The organism is Testudinibacter crocodili, assembly GCF_006228025.1.
In the GTDB taxonomy this organism is placed as follows: Bacteria; Pseudomonadota; Gammaproteobacteria; order Enterobacterales; family Pasteurellaceae; genus Chelonobacter.
In genome coordinates this window covers 1-16,514 of record NZ_VDHF01000117.1, presented here as the reverse complement: position 1 = coordinate 16,514, position 16,514 = coordinate 1, and the positions used below count along the sequence as shown (strand labels likewise).

Genomic DNA, 16,514 nt, shown 5'->3' with positions numbered 1-16,514 from the left:
AAAACCTCAATTCTTATTAAGAATTCACCTTGCTATAGCATAGCAAATCCTTGCTGAAATTAATCCTGATTTTTTAGGGTCTGTTGATCTTTGTTTATAATTTGAGCTATAGACTATTTTTCGCCAATACAAGGCAAAAGTTGTGAAGTTTAGTCATTCTAAACGAACGGCTTTTAACGCCGTAGTGGCGAAAAAGAGTCATAGTCCTGCGGATTGTGTTTAAAATGAGCACACTCGTCGTTGTAATCCTCATCAATAGTCCCACTATTGATTTCGGCTTACGCCTAGATTGTGCTCATTTTAAACGACAACTCAAAATATAAACAAAGATCAACAGACCCTACTAACAATAGTTTAAAATCAAGGGTTCATTCTAGCTTAAATTGCTGCGACTGCAAATAGCCGTCCTGATCTTTCATCGCTAAAGCACTACCCCACTGCACGGATACTCTCCAAATCCAATAACGCATCAAACTCTTGCTGCAACAGCGCTAATTGTGGATCTTGCTGCAATGCCTGTTTTGCCTGCTCACCCAGTTCTAAGTAGACCTGACGTCGCTGTTCCAGTGGTGTCATACGAGTTTGATCGGCTTCCAAACAAACTTCTAACCGCACTTTACGTTGATAAAACTCACTCAATTGCTGCTCTAATATATTGATATAACGTTCATTATTTAAATTAGACTGTTCCGGTCGCAACCCAAGAACCACCGCTTGTTTCTCTTCTTGTAGCAGTAATGAATTCAGCCCTAACTGCTTTACCATACCACTGACATTTAATTTTTCGATCAAAGCTGACCAATGATCACGCTCGGCACTGATTCTCAGAACCTTTGCTACCAATTCAGGGGTTCGCTCCTGCAAAATCGCTTGTTTGATATCTGACGGTCGTAAGCGGTTGCCAAGCTCCTCTTGCTCCAACTCTGGATTCAGCCACTGCCAGTGGTAATCTTCACCGATAGTCTCGGTTTCAGCGTCATTTTTTGGCTCATCGTCTTCAATCGCTTCAGATTGCATGAGCGGCGGCTGCGATTCGCACCTAGCTGAATCTGCACTACTCTCGCTGATCTGGCTCAAGCGTTCCATAATTTTAAGAGATTTTGCCGGTGCTGCTGTAATGAAAGGCTGTTTCGCGCCGGATTCCCGCGCAGATTCTTGCCTAGCAACATCACCCGTCGCTAATTCAGGATTTTTTTTTTGCGTATTTTGACGTAATTGATCACGCGCACGCAGCGCTTTTAATGCGGAAGATTGTGGCGCAGCGTTTTCTGCCACCGCAGATTGAGCTTCAAGTCTTTCCGGTTGAACTTGATTCTCAATTTCAGGCTGAACAATTGGTTGTGGTGTCAGCTGTGTCTGAAGTTCGGTTTTAACCGCACTTGTCACATCTGGAACAGAAAGTGGCTGCTGTTGCGGCACGTCATGCTTAATAAAATTTTGCCGAATTTTCTCAACATGTTGGTGAGTATTTTCTGCCTTTTCCCCATGATTATCATGTTCGGTAGTCGTTTGCGTATTGGCTTGTTCCCATTGCAACAATTTAGGATGAAACGCTAAAGCACGCAGCAGCGTCATTTCCACTCCACTGCGTTGATCCGGTGCATAGGGCAGCTCTTTGCGCCCGCTCAACATCAATTGGTAGTAATATTGAACATCTTCCGGTGGTAAATGGCTTGCCAAAAAATCAATCCGATTTTCTTGTTCAGCAGTATCACTTGTCGGTTTCAATAGCTGCCGCATCGCAATTTGATGCAGGTAAGCGGCGATTTCCTGTAGCAGTTGATCCCACGCTATCCCTTTCTCCGCCACTTGTCGCAGCGCTTGCATAACGGCTTCACCGTCTGCCAGCTGTAGTGCCTGAATAATATCCAAAGCCTGTTCACCGTCCAATGTTCCCAACATTTGATGGACGATCTCTCTGCTGATATTGCTATTGCCCATCGCAATCGCTTGATCGGTCAGGCTCAAGGCGTCACGGATACTACCCCGTGCAGCTTTAGCAATTTGATCTAAGGCGTTGCGTTGATAGGCAATTTTTTCTTGTTGCAGAATATGTTCTAGGTGATCAGCAATCTGCTGCGGTTCAAGCGCTTTTAAATGAAATTGGATACAGCGGGATAAAATCGTGACCGGCAATTTATGCGGATCGGTGGTTGCCAGCAAAAACTTAACGTATTCCGGTGGTTCTTCTAAGGTTTTCAGCAAAGCATTAAAACTGTGGCGCGACAGCATATGCACTTCATCGATGAGATAGATTTTGTAGCGTCCCTGCACCGGTTTATATTGCACATTGTCCAGCAGTTCACGGGTATCTTCTACTTTGGTGCGCGATGCGGCATCAATTTCCAGCAGATCGATAAAGCGCCCTTCTTCAATAGCACGGCAGTTTTCGCATTCGCCACAAGGGGCGGCACTCACGCCGTGTTCACAGTTCAGCCCCTTGGCAAACAAGCGTGCAATCGAGGTTTTGCCCACACCACGCGTGCCGGAAAACAAGTAGGCGTGATGCAGCCGATTACTATCCAATCCATTGGCAAGTGCGGTCAGGACATGCTGTTGTCCCACCACTTGAGAAAATCGCTGCGGTCGCCATTTTCTGGCGAGAACCTGATAGCTCATTGATGCCTGCTTAACAATAAAATCGATTAATGTCCGTCAAAACTGACCAAATTATAGCTGGTGATACCCACTTTTTGCAGTCGTTCTGCGCCACCCAACTCCGGCAGTTTAATGATAAACGCAGCATTTTCGACTTTTCCGCCTAGACGACGAATCAATTTCACTGTGGCTTCAACCGTTCCGCCAGTCGCTAATAAGTCATCAATAATCAAGACATTGTCTTCGGTAGAAATCGCATCGATATGAATTTCCAGCGTGTCTTCACCATATTCTAATTGATAATTCTGTGCGATGGTTTCACGCGGCAGTTTGCGAGGCTTGCGAACCAAAACAAAAGGCAGCCCCAATGCCAGTGCCACCGGTGCACCGAAAATAAAACCACGCGACTCTGTACCCACCACTTTGGTAATTCCTTTGTCTTTATAGTGTGCGGTAATTAAATCGACCGTTGCCTGAAAAGCTTGTGGTACTTCCAGCAAACTGGTGATATCACGAAAAATAATCCCTTTTTTCGGATAGTCCGGAATGGATTTAATCGACGATTTGACTAACTCTAGTGTTTGGCTCATATTTAAAACCTGAATGAATAAAAACCTAAATGAATAAAAATAGTACCGTCAATACCATAGCAGGTATTACGGCAACCTGATCAACGCTTAAGCATAACAAAACTCACTGCTGCTGCAAATCCTTTCTTAGTGCATTTTATAAATATCCTGTCCGTCTCTACGGGTTTTCAACAGACGCAAAATCCAAACATACTGTTCCGGTGTGGTACGCACATAGGATTCAATTTCTTGGTTCATAAATGTTGCCATTTCATGATCGTCATTGCTCAATTTCATCGGCGGATGAATATCTAACTGATACTTACCCAGTTTGGCGTCATAACGGGGAAACATCGGGATCACGACTGCTTTTGCCACTTTCGCCATTTTGTTCAATCCGGGCAATGTCGCTTTATAAGTGGCAAAAAAGTCAGCATATACACTCAGCGCTTCGCCATAGTCCTCATCGGGAAGGTAGTAGCCCAATTCGCCACGTCGAACTGCATTTAAAAACGGTTTAATCCCGTTTTGGCGTGCGTGCATTTTACCGCCAAAACGTTCGCGAGTGCGGTTCCACAACCAGTCCACCAACGGATTACGATGCGGATTATACATGGCGGTCATCGGCATGCCCTGCGTGTGTAAGATAATCCCGGAAGCATCAATTGCCCAAGTATGCGGCACCAGCAAGATCACGTTTTGACCTTCGTCTCTCGCCTGACGAATATAATCCAAGCCTAAAAATTCCACTCGTTGACTTAAATGTGCTTTAGAACGCAGCGCTGCTTCGCCAATCGCCAACATGGTTTGGGTCACATTGACAAACATTTTGTCGATCACCCGCTCTTTTTGCTGCTCACTCCAGTCCGGAAAGCAGTAGCTCAAATTCACTCTGGCACGATGGCGCTGTTTTTTCGCTTTTTTGCTGATAATTTTGGCTAATTGAGCCGCAAAGGCATCACGCCAACGATAAGGTACATACGCCAGCAGCAGCAATCCGGCTATCCCCACCCAAATTCCCCAATATTTCGGCAGCAGATAACGCCAAGAAAAGTGCGGATCATAACCCACTCTGCCCGTTATACGGGTATTTTGCTCACTCATCTCTCACAACAATCCTATTTACAACAAATGTATCCACAAAAACCTATTCACACTAGCGCTATTCAAACCACCCATAATCAAACGCTAATTTACTCGCCATCACAAACGCTACCACCACAACCATCGGACGGATCAGCTTTTGCCCTTTGGTCAGCACCATTTTAGCACCCAATCTTGCACCGATAAATTGCCCAATCAACATCACGATGCCCACGCTCCACATAAGCTGCCCGCCAATCATAAAGAAAAGCAAAGACGCAATATTCGAAGTAAAATTCAGGACTTTTGCATGCGCTGTCGCTTTTGCCAAGTTAAAGCCGAGCAACATCACGAATGCTAAACCTAAAAATGAGCCAGTTCCCGGTCCGAAAAAACCGTCATAAAACCCAATTCCCAGCCCCGCGGTTAAGGCAAATCCCAAATAGGAAATTCGAGTTTTTTTATCACTTTCGCCCAGCTTAGGCGTTAATAAAAAATAGATGCCAATGGCAAAAATTAAAAATGGCAGTATTTTTTTCAGAAAATCAATATTGATCTGCTGCACCAATAACGTCCCCAGCACTGCGCCGAGAAAGGTGAACACAATCAGCCAAATAATCTGTTTTAAATTCACCGCTTTTTGTCGGATAAAATACCAACTGGCGGAAAATGAACCGCCGCACGACTGCAATTTGTTGGTGCCGAGCGCCATAGTAGGCGGCATGCCTGTCGCTAACAGCGCAGGAATGGTGATCAAACCGCCACCGCCGGCAATCGCATCAATAAAACCTGCCAGTAATGCTACCCCGAATAGCACTAAGTAAACTTCAAACGTCAGTTCCACGCCAGCATCACCTTATTAATCGTTAGCATTTTGTACTTAGCCTTTACCTTGTTGTGACAAAATCATTTGACATAATTGCGGCAACGGTGGTGGTGCTTTTGGCGTTGGCTGTGTTCCCGGCTTTGCTGGCTCAAACCACGACATCAATTCAGCCCCACAACCTTCGCCACTAGGAATCGGCGCCTGCGCTTCGCAGTGTGCAGCCCCTTGCGGACAAGCTAAACGCACATGCAAATGGGCGTCATGCCCAAACCAAGGACGAATTTTCGCCAACCAAGTGCGGTCACCGTCTACAGTTTGGCATAATTTTAATTTGATCGCCGGATTCAAAAAAATCCGATCAACTTTAGGATCTTGTGCCGCCAAACGGATTAAGGTGGTTTGATCCTGCGTCCAAACCCGCTCATCTACCCGTTGCGCTTTACGGTTTACCATCAACGTAGCAGTCGGTGTCAGCGCCTGCTTATCAGTTAACGGTCCGAAACGCAGCCAAATATCTGCATCTAAGCCGGTTTGATGACTAGCATGACCACTGGAAAACCGCCCGCCGGCTGCCATTCCCATATCGCCGATCAAGACATTTTGCAATCCTGCTTGCTTGGCTTTTTTGCCTAACCGTTGCAAATACGCCAGTAACTCCGGGTGTCCGTAATAACGATTTTTTTGTGAACGAATCACTTGATAGCCTTCGCCGCGTAATGGCAAGGCTTCGGCACCAACGATACAGCCGTTGCTATAACCGCCGATTGGATTAGCGCTGCCTTGTATCGGACTGTTTATCTGTTCCCAAGGAGAAGCCACAGCGCTGATACTAAACAAAGGAACGCTGATTAACGATAAAAATACGGTTTTGATAAAAGTATTATTGCGCATTAAACGCTCCGTTTTGTGCACGATGGCGCAACAGATGATCCAACAACACAATTGCTACCATTGCTTCGGCAATCGGTACTGCACGAATGCCGACACAGGGATCATGCCGACCACGGGTAACCACTTGCACCGCTTGATTATCTAAATTGACGGTTTTTCCCGGAATCGTAATACTGGAGGTGGGTTTTAACGCAATTTGTGCCACAATCGGCTGTCCGTTACTGATGCCGCCTAAAATGCCTCCCGCATGGTTGGAACTGAATCCCTGTGGTGTCATCTCATCACGGTGTTCACTGCCCTTTTGTTCCACCACTGCAAATCCGTCACCGATTTCAACACCTTTTACCGCGTTAATTCCCATTAGGGCATGTGCCAGATCAGCATCTAAACGATCAAATACCGGCTCCCCCAAACCGACCGGTACATTTTCTGCCACCACAGTCAGTTTAGCACCGACCGAGTTGCCCTCTTTTTTCAGTTCGCGGATCAGCTCATCAAACTGCTCGACCGCACTTTGGTCCGGGCAGAAAAACGGGTTGCTGTTGACCTGTTGCCAATCGATCTGTTGCAAAGTTTGTGGGGCAATTTTTACCGAGCCGATTTGGCTCAGAAAGCCACGCACTTCAACACCGAATTGTTCACGCAAATATTTTTTTGCCACCGCTCCGGCAGCAACTCGCATTGCGGTTTCTCGGGCAGAAGAGCGCCCACCGCCGCGATAGTCGCGCAGTCCGTATTTTTGCTGATAGGTGTAATCCGCATGTCCCGGGCGAAAACGGTCTTTGATTTCACTGTAATCCTGTGAACGTTGATCACCATTTTCGATCAACATTCCGATGCTAGTGCCGGTGGTTTTACCTTCAAACACGCCAGACAAAATGGTCACGCGATCATCTTCGCGGCGTGGCGTCGTGTAGCGTGAAGTGCCGGGCTTACGGCGATCCAAATCCGGCTGAATATCTGCCTCGCATAGCGCCATGCCCGGCGGCATGCCATCAATAATACAACCCAGCGCGATGCCATGCGATTCGCCAAAGGTGGTCACTCTGAAAACTTGTCCAATGCTGTTGCCTGCCATGTCTGTTCTGTCCTATTTTTCAATTTGCAACTGTTGACCGTTGCCGTTTTTAATATACACATCTAATTGATTAAAGGCGATATCAATGTTGTTCTCTTTAAACAACTGATCGATTCGACGATTTAAAAAGTCGATGGTTTTATTACGTTCGTTAGTTTGGTTCACATACACCCGCAGTTCATGATCGAGCGTGCTGGCGCCAAATGTTAGAAAATACACCAACGGCTCCGGATCTTCTAATACAAAAGGGGCTTCACTGGCGGCTTTATACAACAAATCACGAGTGAGTTCCAGATCCGAACCATAAGCCACGCCAACTTTCAATACAACTCTTGTTGTCGTATTGGTTAAAGACCAGTTGGTCAAGCGCTCGGTTACAAAAGCCTTATTCGGCACAATCACTTCTTTGCCGTCAAAATCCACTATCGTGGTCGCACGGATACGGATTTTCGACACCGTGCCGCTGAACTCGCCAATTGTCACCAAATCACCAATACGCACCGGACGTTCGAACAAAATGATAATCCCCGACACAAAATTCGCAAAAATCTCCTGCAAACCAAAACCTAAGCCAACCGACAATGCAGCAAACAGCCACTGCAATTTGCTCCACGACATACCCAAACTGGAAAATGCCACGCCGGCACCTAAGGCAACAAAGGCATAACTTAAAATGGTGGTGATCGCATACGGCGAGCCTTGCGATAACCGCACTCTGGAAAAGACCAGAATCTCGAGGATTCCGCTTAAGTTGCGCACCACTAAATAGGTTCCCCACAAAATCACCACCGAACTCAAGAAATTGAGCAGCGTGACTGATTCAACAATACTGGCGCCATTTTCAGCGGTGGAAGTTTGCTGCCAAAGACTGACGTTATCCAGATAGTAAGCTACACTCAGCAGATCAGACCACACCCAGTAAAACAGACCAAGCAGCAAGATCCATAATAAAATATCGGTCAGTTTAGTCACTTGCTGGTTAACAGTAGAAAGTGCAATTTTCTCATCTTGTGCATCGATAATTTTCTCTTCTCCACGAAACTCAGTCTGCTCCGTACTCTCTTTTTCACGCATCTCCTTCAAACGGCGATATGCCAACTGCCGTGAAGACACCCGAATCGCACGGTGAGTCAATTCACGGATATTGATCCATAAAATCAACACAACATAAGTGTAGATGATATGTTTAATCAAGGTCAGCGCTGTATAGTAATATCCCAAACCAATCAGCAAAATTAAGCTGATTGGAATCAACAACAGCAGCATACGGAAGAATTTGAACAGGCGCTGATAGTTTGTGTGTTCTTGTGGATACTCCTCATCGTTCAGCAATTCTTGATCCATGCGTTTAATCGCGTTACTGAAAGAAGGTGCAAGTTGAAACAAGAAAAACAAAAGTGCGGTGATAATCAAAGCTTCACCCAGATAATCATTAGCAATACCGGTCTCTTCCAATGAGGTGAAAATTGACGCATTCAACAAAACCACTAAAATCGGAATTGAGCGTTTTAAGCTGCTGCGGAACATTCCGTTGGCTGTGGCGGAAAAATTGAAATGTTTATAGGCAATGCCATTCGGGCGCAGTAATGACAGAATAAAGGCAATAAAAAACCAAAACGCCGCCATTTTTAATGCCCAAGGCAGCAGCGCTAACGGCGATTGGAAACAAAAATAGATCACCATAATCAGTCCGGCTAAAAATAGCAAAGTGCTCGGCAATGCTAATAAGAGCGTATAAAACAACACAATAATGGTGCGTGATTGGTTATCGCCACGCAGCGTATTGATATTGCTGTTATGCCAGCTGATTTTACGTTTAATCCAATTTTTGGCTAGTGTAATGGCACCTGCCAACAATAATAAGAAACCAACCAATGAACCTATCGGCAATAGATAGTCACGCCAATTGCTGAAATTTAACAGTTTAACAATTTGATCCAATTGGATTTTAGCTATTTTTGGAAAATTAACAAACCAATCAAAATCAATTGGGCTGTTGCTGCGCACCCAAAAGCTTTGTTGTTCCAATTTAGCTTGTAGCTCTTTACTGATACTGCTCACTTGCTGTTGGTTCAATTCAATATTGATGGCATGATTCAGCTCCTCGTTTAAACGAGTAATCAAATCGGTCAATAATTTACGCCGATCTTGCAAGATGGTCGTCAACTGCGCTTTTTCTTCCTCGTTAAACACCGTTTTCTTGCTCTGTTCCAGTCCTGCAATATAAGCCGCGGGGCTATACAATGCATCGCGTCGCTCGTTAGTGTCAAAAATCCGTACCCGCAAATCGGTAATCCGCTTTGACAATCCACCAATCAAACTATCGGTCGGCAGTGCTTGCCGCTGTTTGTTGATAATCCGCGATAAAATCAACGTGCCCTGTAGCGCACTGATCTGTTCTTCGATATTGCGCTGAGTCTGCAACAAATTATCCAACATATTGCGAATTCTCAGCCCATCTTGTACCAATTGGTTATCCATATTGGTTTGCTCGACCAAATCTTGGCTGATTTTGGTATTAAGTTGCAATTCCTGACGAATAAATTCGTTTTTATTATTGTTTTCGGTGTTCTGTTCCGCTTGCTGCTCTGCCTGCTGTTGCGACTGTTGCAACCGCAAGGCGCTTATTTTTTCCTGCAGCGCCACTTGAATCGCTTGTTGCTGCTGCTGTTCCAAGTTTTTTTCGGCTACTTCTGATTCGTACAATGAGGTCAAGTGTGAATTGCCACTTAAACTCAATTGATTATATTCATTTTTTAAATCGATTAATTTTAATTCGGTGTGATATTTGTCCGCTAATGACGGGCTGACTTGAGCACTGAATAACAACTTATTCAGTTGCTGGCTGCGTGCTAAATTTTCTGCAAGTGCGGTCTGAACCCGCTCTGGAGTGGCACGTTGCGCGACCAATAACACATTTAAATTGCTCAAATCGGTTTGCAACTGTTGCAATTTAGCTTGGCTTTCACTTTGCAGTTCCAGCAGTTGCTCCAAGGTCATTGAATCCCATTTTTTTGCTAAATTTTCGACACTTTCTGCCGCATTCAAGCGATTTAAACTTTCTTGCGTTTTTTGCAGTAACTCGCCGGATTCATCAATGTTTTTTTGCAAACTGGCGATATTGCTCTGCTGCTGTTCGATTTGTGCCAGCAAACTTAACGTGTCACGCAAATTATTCAGCAACAATCCATTGTCCGGCGTTTTATTTTCATTGCTCTCTGCCGCACTGATACTGGCATTCAGCGTCTCTTTACTCGGCAATTGAAATTCCGATGCCGACCAAGCCGCCGAGCTTATCAACAACAGCCCCAATACATATCCTAAAATCCAAAAACGGCTTCTCATACGATCCCTTTTATTGATTATCTTTTGCTTGGTGTTGCAACTGCTGCAACGCTTGTAATAGTGATCTGCGTGCCACTTTCATCTGCTGTAAGCCAGCTTCCAACGGCAACGGATAGTAAGCGATCGGTTGTTTAAAACGTTCCAACTTATCCTGTAGCCATAACCGCACTTTGCCTACCAACTGTGCTGAAAATGGCTGTTTAAATTTCACCATTGCCACCGGACGGTAGCCAAATTCGGCATCAACCCAGGGTAGCACAACCGCTTGTTCAATCTCAGAATATTGCTGTAGTACTCGTTCTATCTCCTCCGGCTGAATATTCTCGCCACCGGAAATAAACTGATTATCCAGCCGCCCCAGCACGGTCAAATTGCCGTTATGCCACTGCCCACGGTCTTTAGTTTGATACCAGCCTTCCGGATTCAATAGCGGCACGATTTTTCCGTCTCGCCAATAGCCTTGCGCCAAACCTGCGCCGCGCAGCCAGATCTCCTGTTCTCGAATGCAAAGCTCTCGCCCACGCAGCAACCGCACTTGTGGCTGTTTGCGATCATTTTGACAAACAAAAACCGTAGATGCCATCTCGGTCATGCCATAACCACTGAATGTGCTCAAGCCCGCAGCCTGCGCCTGAGTGCATAGTGTTGGATCAATCGGTGCGCCCCCCAACAGCACGGCTTCAGTTGCAGCAAGTTGATGCTCAACCGCACTTTTTTGTATTTTACTCGCCTGTTCTAAATAAGCCAAATAGCGCTGTAACTGGGTTGGAACCAAAGAAACATGGGTTGCTCTGCCGATGGAACGATAAAAATCAATGCCGCTGAAATGCAGCTCCGCTGCGGCACTCAGCCAGCGCCACACAATGCCTTGCCCCGAAACATGGTATAACGGCAACGACAACAGCCAAGACTTACTGCTGTCAAAAGCCAAAAATTCATTAACACCTAACGCATTTTGCCAATGCGCTGCCAAGTCGTGTACCACCGCTTTCGGCTCGCCACCAGAACCGGAGGTTAAGGTCATGGTTAAAGCCTGCTGCCACAATCGTGGCGTAACACGTTGATAATTTTTATCATATTCAGCGCTAATAATCTCGCTGACCGCACTTGCCAGACCTTGATTAGATAGATAACGGCTTTGCGCCTTATCCGCCTGCGCTTCAAACACCGGCAATGGCATTGCTGAACAGTAAAAATCCAATTGATTTTGTGACAAAATCCGTGCAGTTTTTTCAGCAGGAAACTGCGGATTGATCACCATCAGCCGTGCACCCAACGACAAGCCAGCCAGGTATAACAGCAGTTGTGACAAACTGTTTTTTCCGATCAACGCCAGCCCTTGCTGACAACTGACGCCTTGCGCTGCCAATTCATCGGCTAAGCAGTCAATCAAAGCAAAAACCTGCTGCCAATTCCATTCAAGTGCGGTTGTGCCGGTTGCTGCCTTTGGCAATAGAGACAACAAAAGCAAGTCGGAATCAAGTTCCTGGCTTGCTTTATCTAGGCTTGCTTTATTAACGCTCGCTTCGCCAAACCTGATGTTGTCAAGCGGATAATAGATAGCACCCCGCTTCTGCTGGGCTAATTCAGCCAAGCTGAGAATAACATCTCCCATACTAAACCGAAAAATAGCTTCTCACTTCTTCAACCAGTTCCGTCGGCAAATGCATCGAAGTCATCGCCCCTTCCAACATTGACATTTTGCGCTGACTGTTGGTGTTGGTAATCACCCAATACGGTGTCTCCGGAATCTGTCTTGGTTTGGTGTGATTTCCCGCTTGTAACAATGTTGCTTCATCGCGCGCAAAATAGATTCGAGTGCGTCCTTGTTGTGATTCGGTCGCTTGAGCAAAACTTTCCGGATTGGCACGGTAAAGTGCGGTCAAGATCATTAAAAACCGCACCACGCCCTTGCTTTCGCTCTGAAACTCTTCCGATTGCAACACCCCGTTCAAACGATTGACCACACGCTGAATTGCCTCGTCCGACTGTTTTCTAGGGATAACGGGTTCGACAACATCGACTGTTGGCTGCACCGCACTTTTGACTGGTTTGCCGGCATTGATCTGAACAGCATTAGTCTGAACGGCTTGATCCACCGTCTTCGCAGGTTCTTGGCTGCTCAGCACCATGCCGTCTGTCGCCACAATTTGTTCTTTACTACCATTTTGAGACGAGGACAACTTTAAAAGACGACGCAAAATATCGGAAGCACTTTCGCCAATCGAGCGGGTATTTGCCGCAATATATTGATAAAGCTCTTCATCTACTTCAATAATTTTCATCGTTATCTCCTTGCGTTTTCTCTTTTGTTTTAAGATCTGTTGATGTTTGTTTATATTTTGATTTGTGACAAACGCATAGCTTGATCCTAGCGCTAATTTAGCACATTATAATCGCTTAATTAAGATTAAACCACGACTTAGCGATAGCAAATGACTGAAAATCCATTATTAAATTACCAATTGCAACTGCCGCAATCCACATCGCAGGGTGACAACCATACTTTACCCACATTAATTTTTCTGCATGGCATGTTCGGCGATCTGAATAATTTAGGCATTCTTGCGCGTGCTTATGCCGACCACTTTCCGCTGCTGCGTATTGATTTGCGTAACCACGGGCACAGTTTTCACCATTCTGAGATGAACTATGAACTGATGGCGCATGATGTTATCCGCTTGATCCATCATCTAAAATTAGAGCGTCTTATTCTGATCGGGCATTCCATGGGCGGAAAAACGGCGATGCAAATTGCTGCCTTGTTGCCAAATCAAGTGGAGAAATTGGTGGTTTTGGACATTGCCCCAGTTACTTACCATGAAAATCACCACGACGATGTATTCAAGGCGCTGTTTGCCGTCAAACAAGCTCATCCGCAAAGTCGTCAACAAGCCGACCCGATTTTACAACGCCACATTCAACAGCTCGGAGTTCGCCAATTTATGTTGAAATCTTTTGCACCACAACAGCCAGACTGTTTTTTATTTAACCTGACCGCACTTTATAACAATTACCCTAATTTATTAAATTGGCAAGCAGTTTACAGTGACGTTCCTGCCTTGTTGATTAAAGGCGGGCGTTCAAACTATATTTTGCCGGAATATAAAGACGCTATTCTGGCACAATTTCCAAACGCCACGGCTTTCACCATCAGTCGTAGCGGACATTGGATTCACAGCGACAGCCCAGAATTGGTGATAAAAGCGATTGACCGTTTTCTGGCGTTGATACGTTGAACGACGATTTATCTTTAAAACAAATTATGCTATAGTGCGCCAACTCAAAAATGGCTTATCATTCTCAATTAAAACAGTGATCGAAATTGGTTTATGGCAAAACAAGAAGCAGATTGCATTACATTGGATCTATTCCACAACCTACCTAAAGTGGGACGCCCCAAAACCAACCCGCTGAGTAGAGAGCAGCAGGCACGAATCAACAAACGCAACCAACTACGGCGAGATCGCGCCTCCGGTTTAAAACGAGTAGAGCTGAAATTACACAGTGAAATCATCGAACGTTTACAACAGCTGGCTGACGAATATAACCTAAGTCGAGCGCAATTAATCGAGAATGTATTAAACGAATATTTAGAACAACAGCAGAAATAGGATACAAAACATGGCACTTGTTGGTTTATTTTATGGCAGCGATACCGGAAATACTGAAAATATTGCAAAAATGATCCAGAAGAAACTGGGTGATAATCTGGTGGATATCCGTGATATCGCCAAAAGCAGCAAAGCAGATATCGAAGCCTATGATTTTATTTTAATCGGCATTCCGACTTGGTATTACGGTGAAGCGCAAGCTGATTGGGACGATTTTTTCCCGACGCTGGAAGAAATTGATTTTACCGATAAAATTGTCGGCATTTTCGGCTGTGGCGATCAAGAAGATTATGCGGAATATTTCTGTGACGCCATGGGAACAGTACGCAATATTATCGAACCGCACGGCGCCACCATTGTCGGCTACTGGCCAACCGAAAGCTATAATTTTGAAGCGTCGCAAGCGCTGGTTGACGGCGACAAATTTGTCGGTTTGTGTATTGATGAAGATCGCCAACCGGAACTGACCGAACAACGGGTTAGTGCCTGGGTCAAGCAAATTTATGATGAAATGTATTTGGCAGAGTTGGTCTAATTGTCTATACCTATCATAATTATTTTACCTGATAATTTGCAATTGATAAGTATTCCTCATAGAATACAGGGGAATCATAAAACATTTATAGCGACTTCATTTGATTTATATCCTAATCAACGATAGCTATCCGATACGAGGTTAATATGTCTGAAGACAACATCAAATTATTAAAAAAGGCCGGTTTGAAAATCACCGAACCACGCTTGAAAATTCTGGCTTTAATGCAGAATCATCATAATACCGAATATCAGCATTTCTCGGCGGAAGATATCTATAAAATGTTATTGGAACAAGGCGAAGAGATTGGTTTAGCCACGGTTTACCGCGTGCTGAATCAGTTTGATGAAGCCGATATTCTGATTCGCCACAACTTTGAAGGTAATAAATCGGTGTTTGAATTAGCGCCAATTGACCACCACGACCATATTATTTGTATGGACTGCGGCAAGGTTATCGAGTTCAGCGACGACATTATTGAAAAACGCCAAAAAGAGATCAGCAAAGAGTATGGAATCCAACTGGAAAACCATAGTTTATATCTATACGGCAAATGCAACGACATCAAAAATTGCGACGAGCCGAGTAAAAAGTAAGCCAAACTTTGAATTTCACTGACTAAAAAACCCGCGTTTGCGGGTTTTTTATGTTACAAAACTTAAAACAACTCTTTTAGATGCCCAAAATTGCTTTTTGCGGTATCAATCACTTCACCAACATCACCATTGACCAATTTTTTCGTCATGGAAGTCATAAAGCCACGCATTTGTGCCAAGCTCGGGTGCGGCGGTAGGCTGAGCGCGTCAGAATTAGTGTAAATATTCACCAATGCCGGACCATCATGGGCGAACGCTTGCTTGATTGCGTCTTCCACGTCTTCGGTTTTATGCGCAGCAAAGCCTTTGATATTCATCAATTCCGCAATTTTATCAAACGGCGGATTGACCATATCGGTTTGCCAATCAACCAAACCCGACACTTCCATTTCCAACTTCACCATGCCTAACGCACGATTATTAAACAGAATAATTTTAATCGGCAAATTATATTGCATAATGGTCGCCAAATCACCGAGCAGCATCGACAAACCGCCGTCGCCGCATAACGCCACCACTTGCCGCTGACTTGAGACCGCTGCGCCGATTGCCATCGGCATCGCATTCGCCATCGAGCCGTGATTAAATGAACCGGTTAAATAACGGTTTTGCTTGCGTTTGATAAAACGCGCCGCCCAAACCGAAGTCATGCCGGTATCAACCGTAATCACTGCATCATCGGCGGCTAATTCACTGACCAAATGCGCCACATATTCCGGCTGAATATGATCTTCCGCGCCTTTGTGTTGCACATAATCGGCAAAGTGGGCTTCGGATTTTTGATACTCTTTTTGCATTGCTTCAAGGAAAGTGCGGTCAGTGTGCGCTTGCAACAGCGGTAATAAGGCACGAATGGTATCGCCCACATCACCCGCCAAGCCGAGATCGACTTTCGCTCTGCGCCCCAAACGTTCCGGTTTAATATCCAATTGCACGATTTTATTGTTGGTCGGCAAAAATTCGGCATACGGAAAATCACAGCCCAACATCACCAATAAATCCGCCTGATTACAAGCATCATAGCCCGAACGATAGCCTAGCTGCCCGTTCAAACCGGCACGAAATTCGTTATCGTCACTATCAAAGAAAATTTTACCACGGAAGGTGTAACAAATCGGCGATTGCAGCACTGTGGCTAGCTGTTTCACTTCGTCAATCGCATCGCGACAGCCGTGTCCGCAATACAGGGTGATTTTTTTATGTTGGTTTAACAAATCGGCAAATTGCTGTAATTCGCGCTCATTCGGACGGCAAATCGCGTTGGTCGGATAGGTGATTTCCGCAGTTGGAATCGTGACCGCACTTGCCGAAGCCACATCACCCGGCAAACCCAGTACCGCCACACCTTTTTGTGAAATTGCCGCCTGAACCGCACTTTG

General features: G+C 45.2%; 14 protein-coding genes. 4 read left to right on the top strand and 10 right to left on the bottom strand.

Annotated features, from left to right (window positions below; translation table 11 throughout):
* Positions 1 to 429: 429 nt before the first annotated feature.
* The 9 genes from dnaX to seqA form a co-directional block, all read right to left on the bottom strand.
* Entirely contained in the window at positions 430 to 2,619 is a 2,190-nt protein-coding gene (gene dnaX, locus FHQ23_RS11300) for a DNA polymerase III subunit gamma/tau (RefSeq protein WP_139614411.1), read from the bottom strand.
* A gap of 26 nt (positions 2,620 to 2,645) precedes the next feature.
* Positions 2,646 to 3,188 (bottom strand): adenine phosphoribosyltransferase, encoded by a 543-nt coding sequence (gene apt / locus FHQ23_RS11295; protein WP_139614410.1) that lies wholly within the window; start codon positions 3,186 to 3,188, stop codon positions 2,646 to 2,648.
* A 126-nt stretch (positions 3,189 to 3,314) separates the two neighbouring features.
* Positions 3,315 to 4,271 carry a lauroyl-Kdo(2)-lipid IV(A) myristoyltransferase gene (gene lpxM, locus FHQ23_RS11290; protein ID WP_139614409.1) on the bottom strand — a complete coding sequence of 319 codons (957 nt, stop codon included), beginning with the start codon at positions 4,269 to 4,271 and terminating at the stop codon, positions 3,315 to 3,317.
* A gap of 58 nt (positions 4,272 to 4,329) precedes the next feature.
* On the bottom strand, positions 4,330 to 5,094 hold the full coding sequence (locus tag FHQ23_RS11285; RefSeq protein ID WP_139614408.1) for a TSUP family transporter: 765 nt from the start codon (positions 5,092 to 5,094) through the stop codon (positions 4,330 to 4,332).
* Between the two features lie 36 nt (positions 5,095 to 5,130).
* Positions 5,131 to 5,967: a penicillin-insensitive murein endopeptidase gene (mepA, locus tag FHQ23_RS11280; protein WP_139614407.1), complete on the bottom strand. Its 837-nt coding sequence runs from the start codon at positions 5,965 to 5,967 to the stop codon at positions 5,131 to 5,133.
* Positions 5,957 to 7,045: a chorismate synthase gene (aroC, locus tag FHQ23_RS11275; protein ID WP_139614406.1), complete on the bottom strand. Its 1,089-nt coding sequence runs from the start codon at positions 7,043 to 7,045 to the stop codon at positions 5,957 to 5,959. The genes mepA and aroC overlap by 11 nt, the downstream gene beginning before the upstream one ends.
* A gap of 12 nt (positions 7,046 to 7,057) precedes the next feature.
* Complete coding sequence (gene mscK / locus FHQ23_RS11270) at positions 7,058 to 10,390, bottom strand: mechanosensitive channel MscK (RefSeq protein WP_139614405.1); 3,333 nt, start codon at positions 10,388 to 10,390, stop codon at positions 7,058 to 7,060.
* Between the two features lie 10 nt (positions 10,391 to 10,400).
* On the bottom strand, positions 10,401 to 12,005 hold the full coding sequence (menE, locus tag FHQ23_RS11265) for an o-succinylbenzoate--CoA ligase (protein ID WP_139614404.1): 1,605 nt from the start codon (positions 12,003 to 12,005) through the stop codon (positions 10,401 to 10,403).
* 1 nt (position 12,006) lies between these two features.
* Positions 12,007 to 12,675 carry a replication initiation negative regulator SeqA gene (seqA, locus tag FHQ23_RS11260; RefSeq protein WP_139614403.1) on the bottom strand — a complete coding sequence of 223 codons (669 nt, stop codon included), beginning with the start codon at positions 12,673 to 12,675 and terminating at the stop codon, positions 12,007 to 12,009.
* 150 nt (positions 12,676 to 12,825) lie between these two features.
* On the opposite strand from seqA, the gene FHQ23_RS11255 reads away from it, so the two are divergent.
* The 4 genes from FHQ23_RS11255 (at position 12,826) to fur (ending at position 15,135) form a co-directional block, all read left to right on the top strand.
* Entirely contained in the window at positions 12,826 to 13,629 is an 804-nt protein-coding gene (locus FHQ23_RS11255) for an alpha/beta fold hydrolase (RefSeq protein WP_139614402.1), read from the top strand.
* 93 nt (positions 13,630 to 13,722) lie between these two features.
* On the top strand, positions 13,723 to 14,004 hold the full coding sequence (ybfE, locus tag FHQ23_RS11250) for a LexA regulated protein (RefSeq protein WP_132967141.1): 282 nt from the start codon (positions 13,723 to 13,725) through the stop codon (positions 14,002 to 14,004).
* Between the two features lie 10 nt (positions 14,005 to 14,014).
* Complete coding sequence (fldA, locus tag FHQ23_RS11245) at positions 14,015 to 14,539, top strand: flavodoxin FldA (RefSeq protein ID WP_139609123.1); 525 nt, start codon at positions 14,015 to 14,017, stop codon at positions 14,537 to 14,539.
* A gap of 146 nt (positions 14,540 to 14,685) precedes the next feature.
* The gene (fur, locus tag FHQ23_RS11240) at positions 14,686 to 15,135 is read left to right on the top strand and encodes a ferric iron uptake transcriptional regulator (protein ID WP_132967137.1); all 450 of its coding nucleotides are present in this window, start codon (positions 14,686 to 14,688) and stop codon (positions 15,133 to 15,135) included.
* Between the two features lie 62 nt (positions 15,136 to 15,197).
* Here the strand turns inward: fur and FHQ23_RS11235 are convergent.
* Positions 15,198 to 16,514, bottom strand: a 1,317-nt coding sequence (locus tag FHQ23_RS11235) for a thiamine pyrophosphate-dependent enzyme (RefSeq protein ID WP_139614401.1), incomplete at its 5' end; no start/stop codon positions are given.

Excerpts from the sequence above, each read along its gene's own strand:
- dnaX (WP_139614411.1), bottom strand. The coding sequence starts at position 2,619 with ATGAGCTATCAGGTTCTCGCCAGAAAATGGCGACCGCAGCGATTTTCT.
- apt (WP_139614410.1), bottom strand. The coding sequence starts at position 3,188 with ATGAGCCAAACACTAGAGTTAGTCAAATCGTCGATTAAATCCATTCCG.
- lpxM (WP_139614409.1), bottom strand. The coding sequence starts at position 4,271 with ATGAGTGAGCAAAATACCCGTATAACGGGCAGAGTGGGTTATGATCCG.
- mepA (WP_139614407.1), bottom strand. The coding sequence starts at position 5,967 with ATGCGCAATAATACTTTTATCAAAACCGTATTTTTATCGTTAATCAGC.
- aroC (WP_139614406.1), bottom strand. The coding sequence starts at position 7,045 with ATGGCAGGCAACAGCATTGGACAAGTTTTCAGAGTGACCACCTTTGGC.
- mscK (WP_139614405.1), bottom strand. The coding sequence starts at position 10,390 with ATGAGAAGCCGTTTTTGGATTTTAGGATATGTATTGGGGCTGTTGTTG.
- menE (WP_139614404.1), bottom strand. The coding sequence starts at position 12,005 with ATGGGAGATGTTATTCTCAGCTTGGCTGAATTAGCCCAGCAGAAGCGG.
- seqA (WP_139614403.1), bottom strand. The coding sequence starts at position 12,675 with ATGAAAATTATTGAAGTAGATGAAGAGCTTTATCAATATATTGCGGCA.
- FHQ23_RS11255 (WP_139614402.1), top strand. The coding sequence starts at position 12,826 with ATGACTGAAAATCCATTATTAAATTACCAATTGCAACTGCCGCAATCC.
- ybfE (WP_132967141.1), top strand. The coding sequence starts at position 13,723 with ATGGCAAAACAAGAAGCAGATTGCATTACATTGGATCTATTCCACAAC.
- fldA (WP_139609123.1), top strand. The coding sequence starts at position 14,015 with ATGGCACTTGTTGGTTTATTTTATGGCAGCGATACCGGAAATACTGAA.
- fur (WP_132967137.1), top strand. The coding sequence starts at position 14,686 with ATGTCTGAAGACAACATCAAATTATTAAAAAAGGCCGGTTTGAAAATC.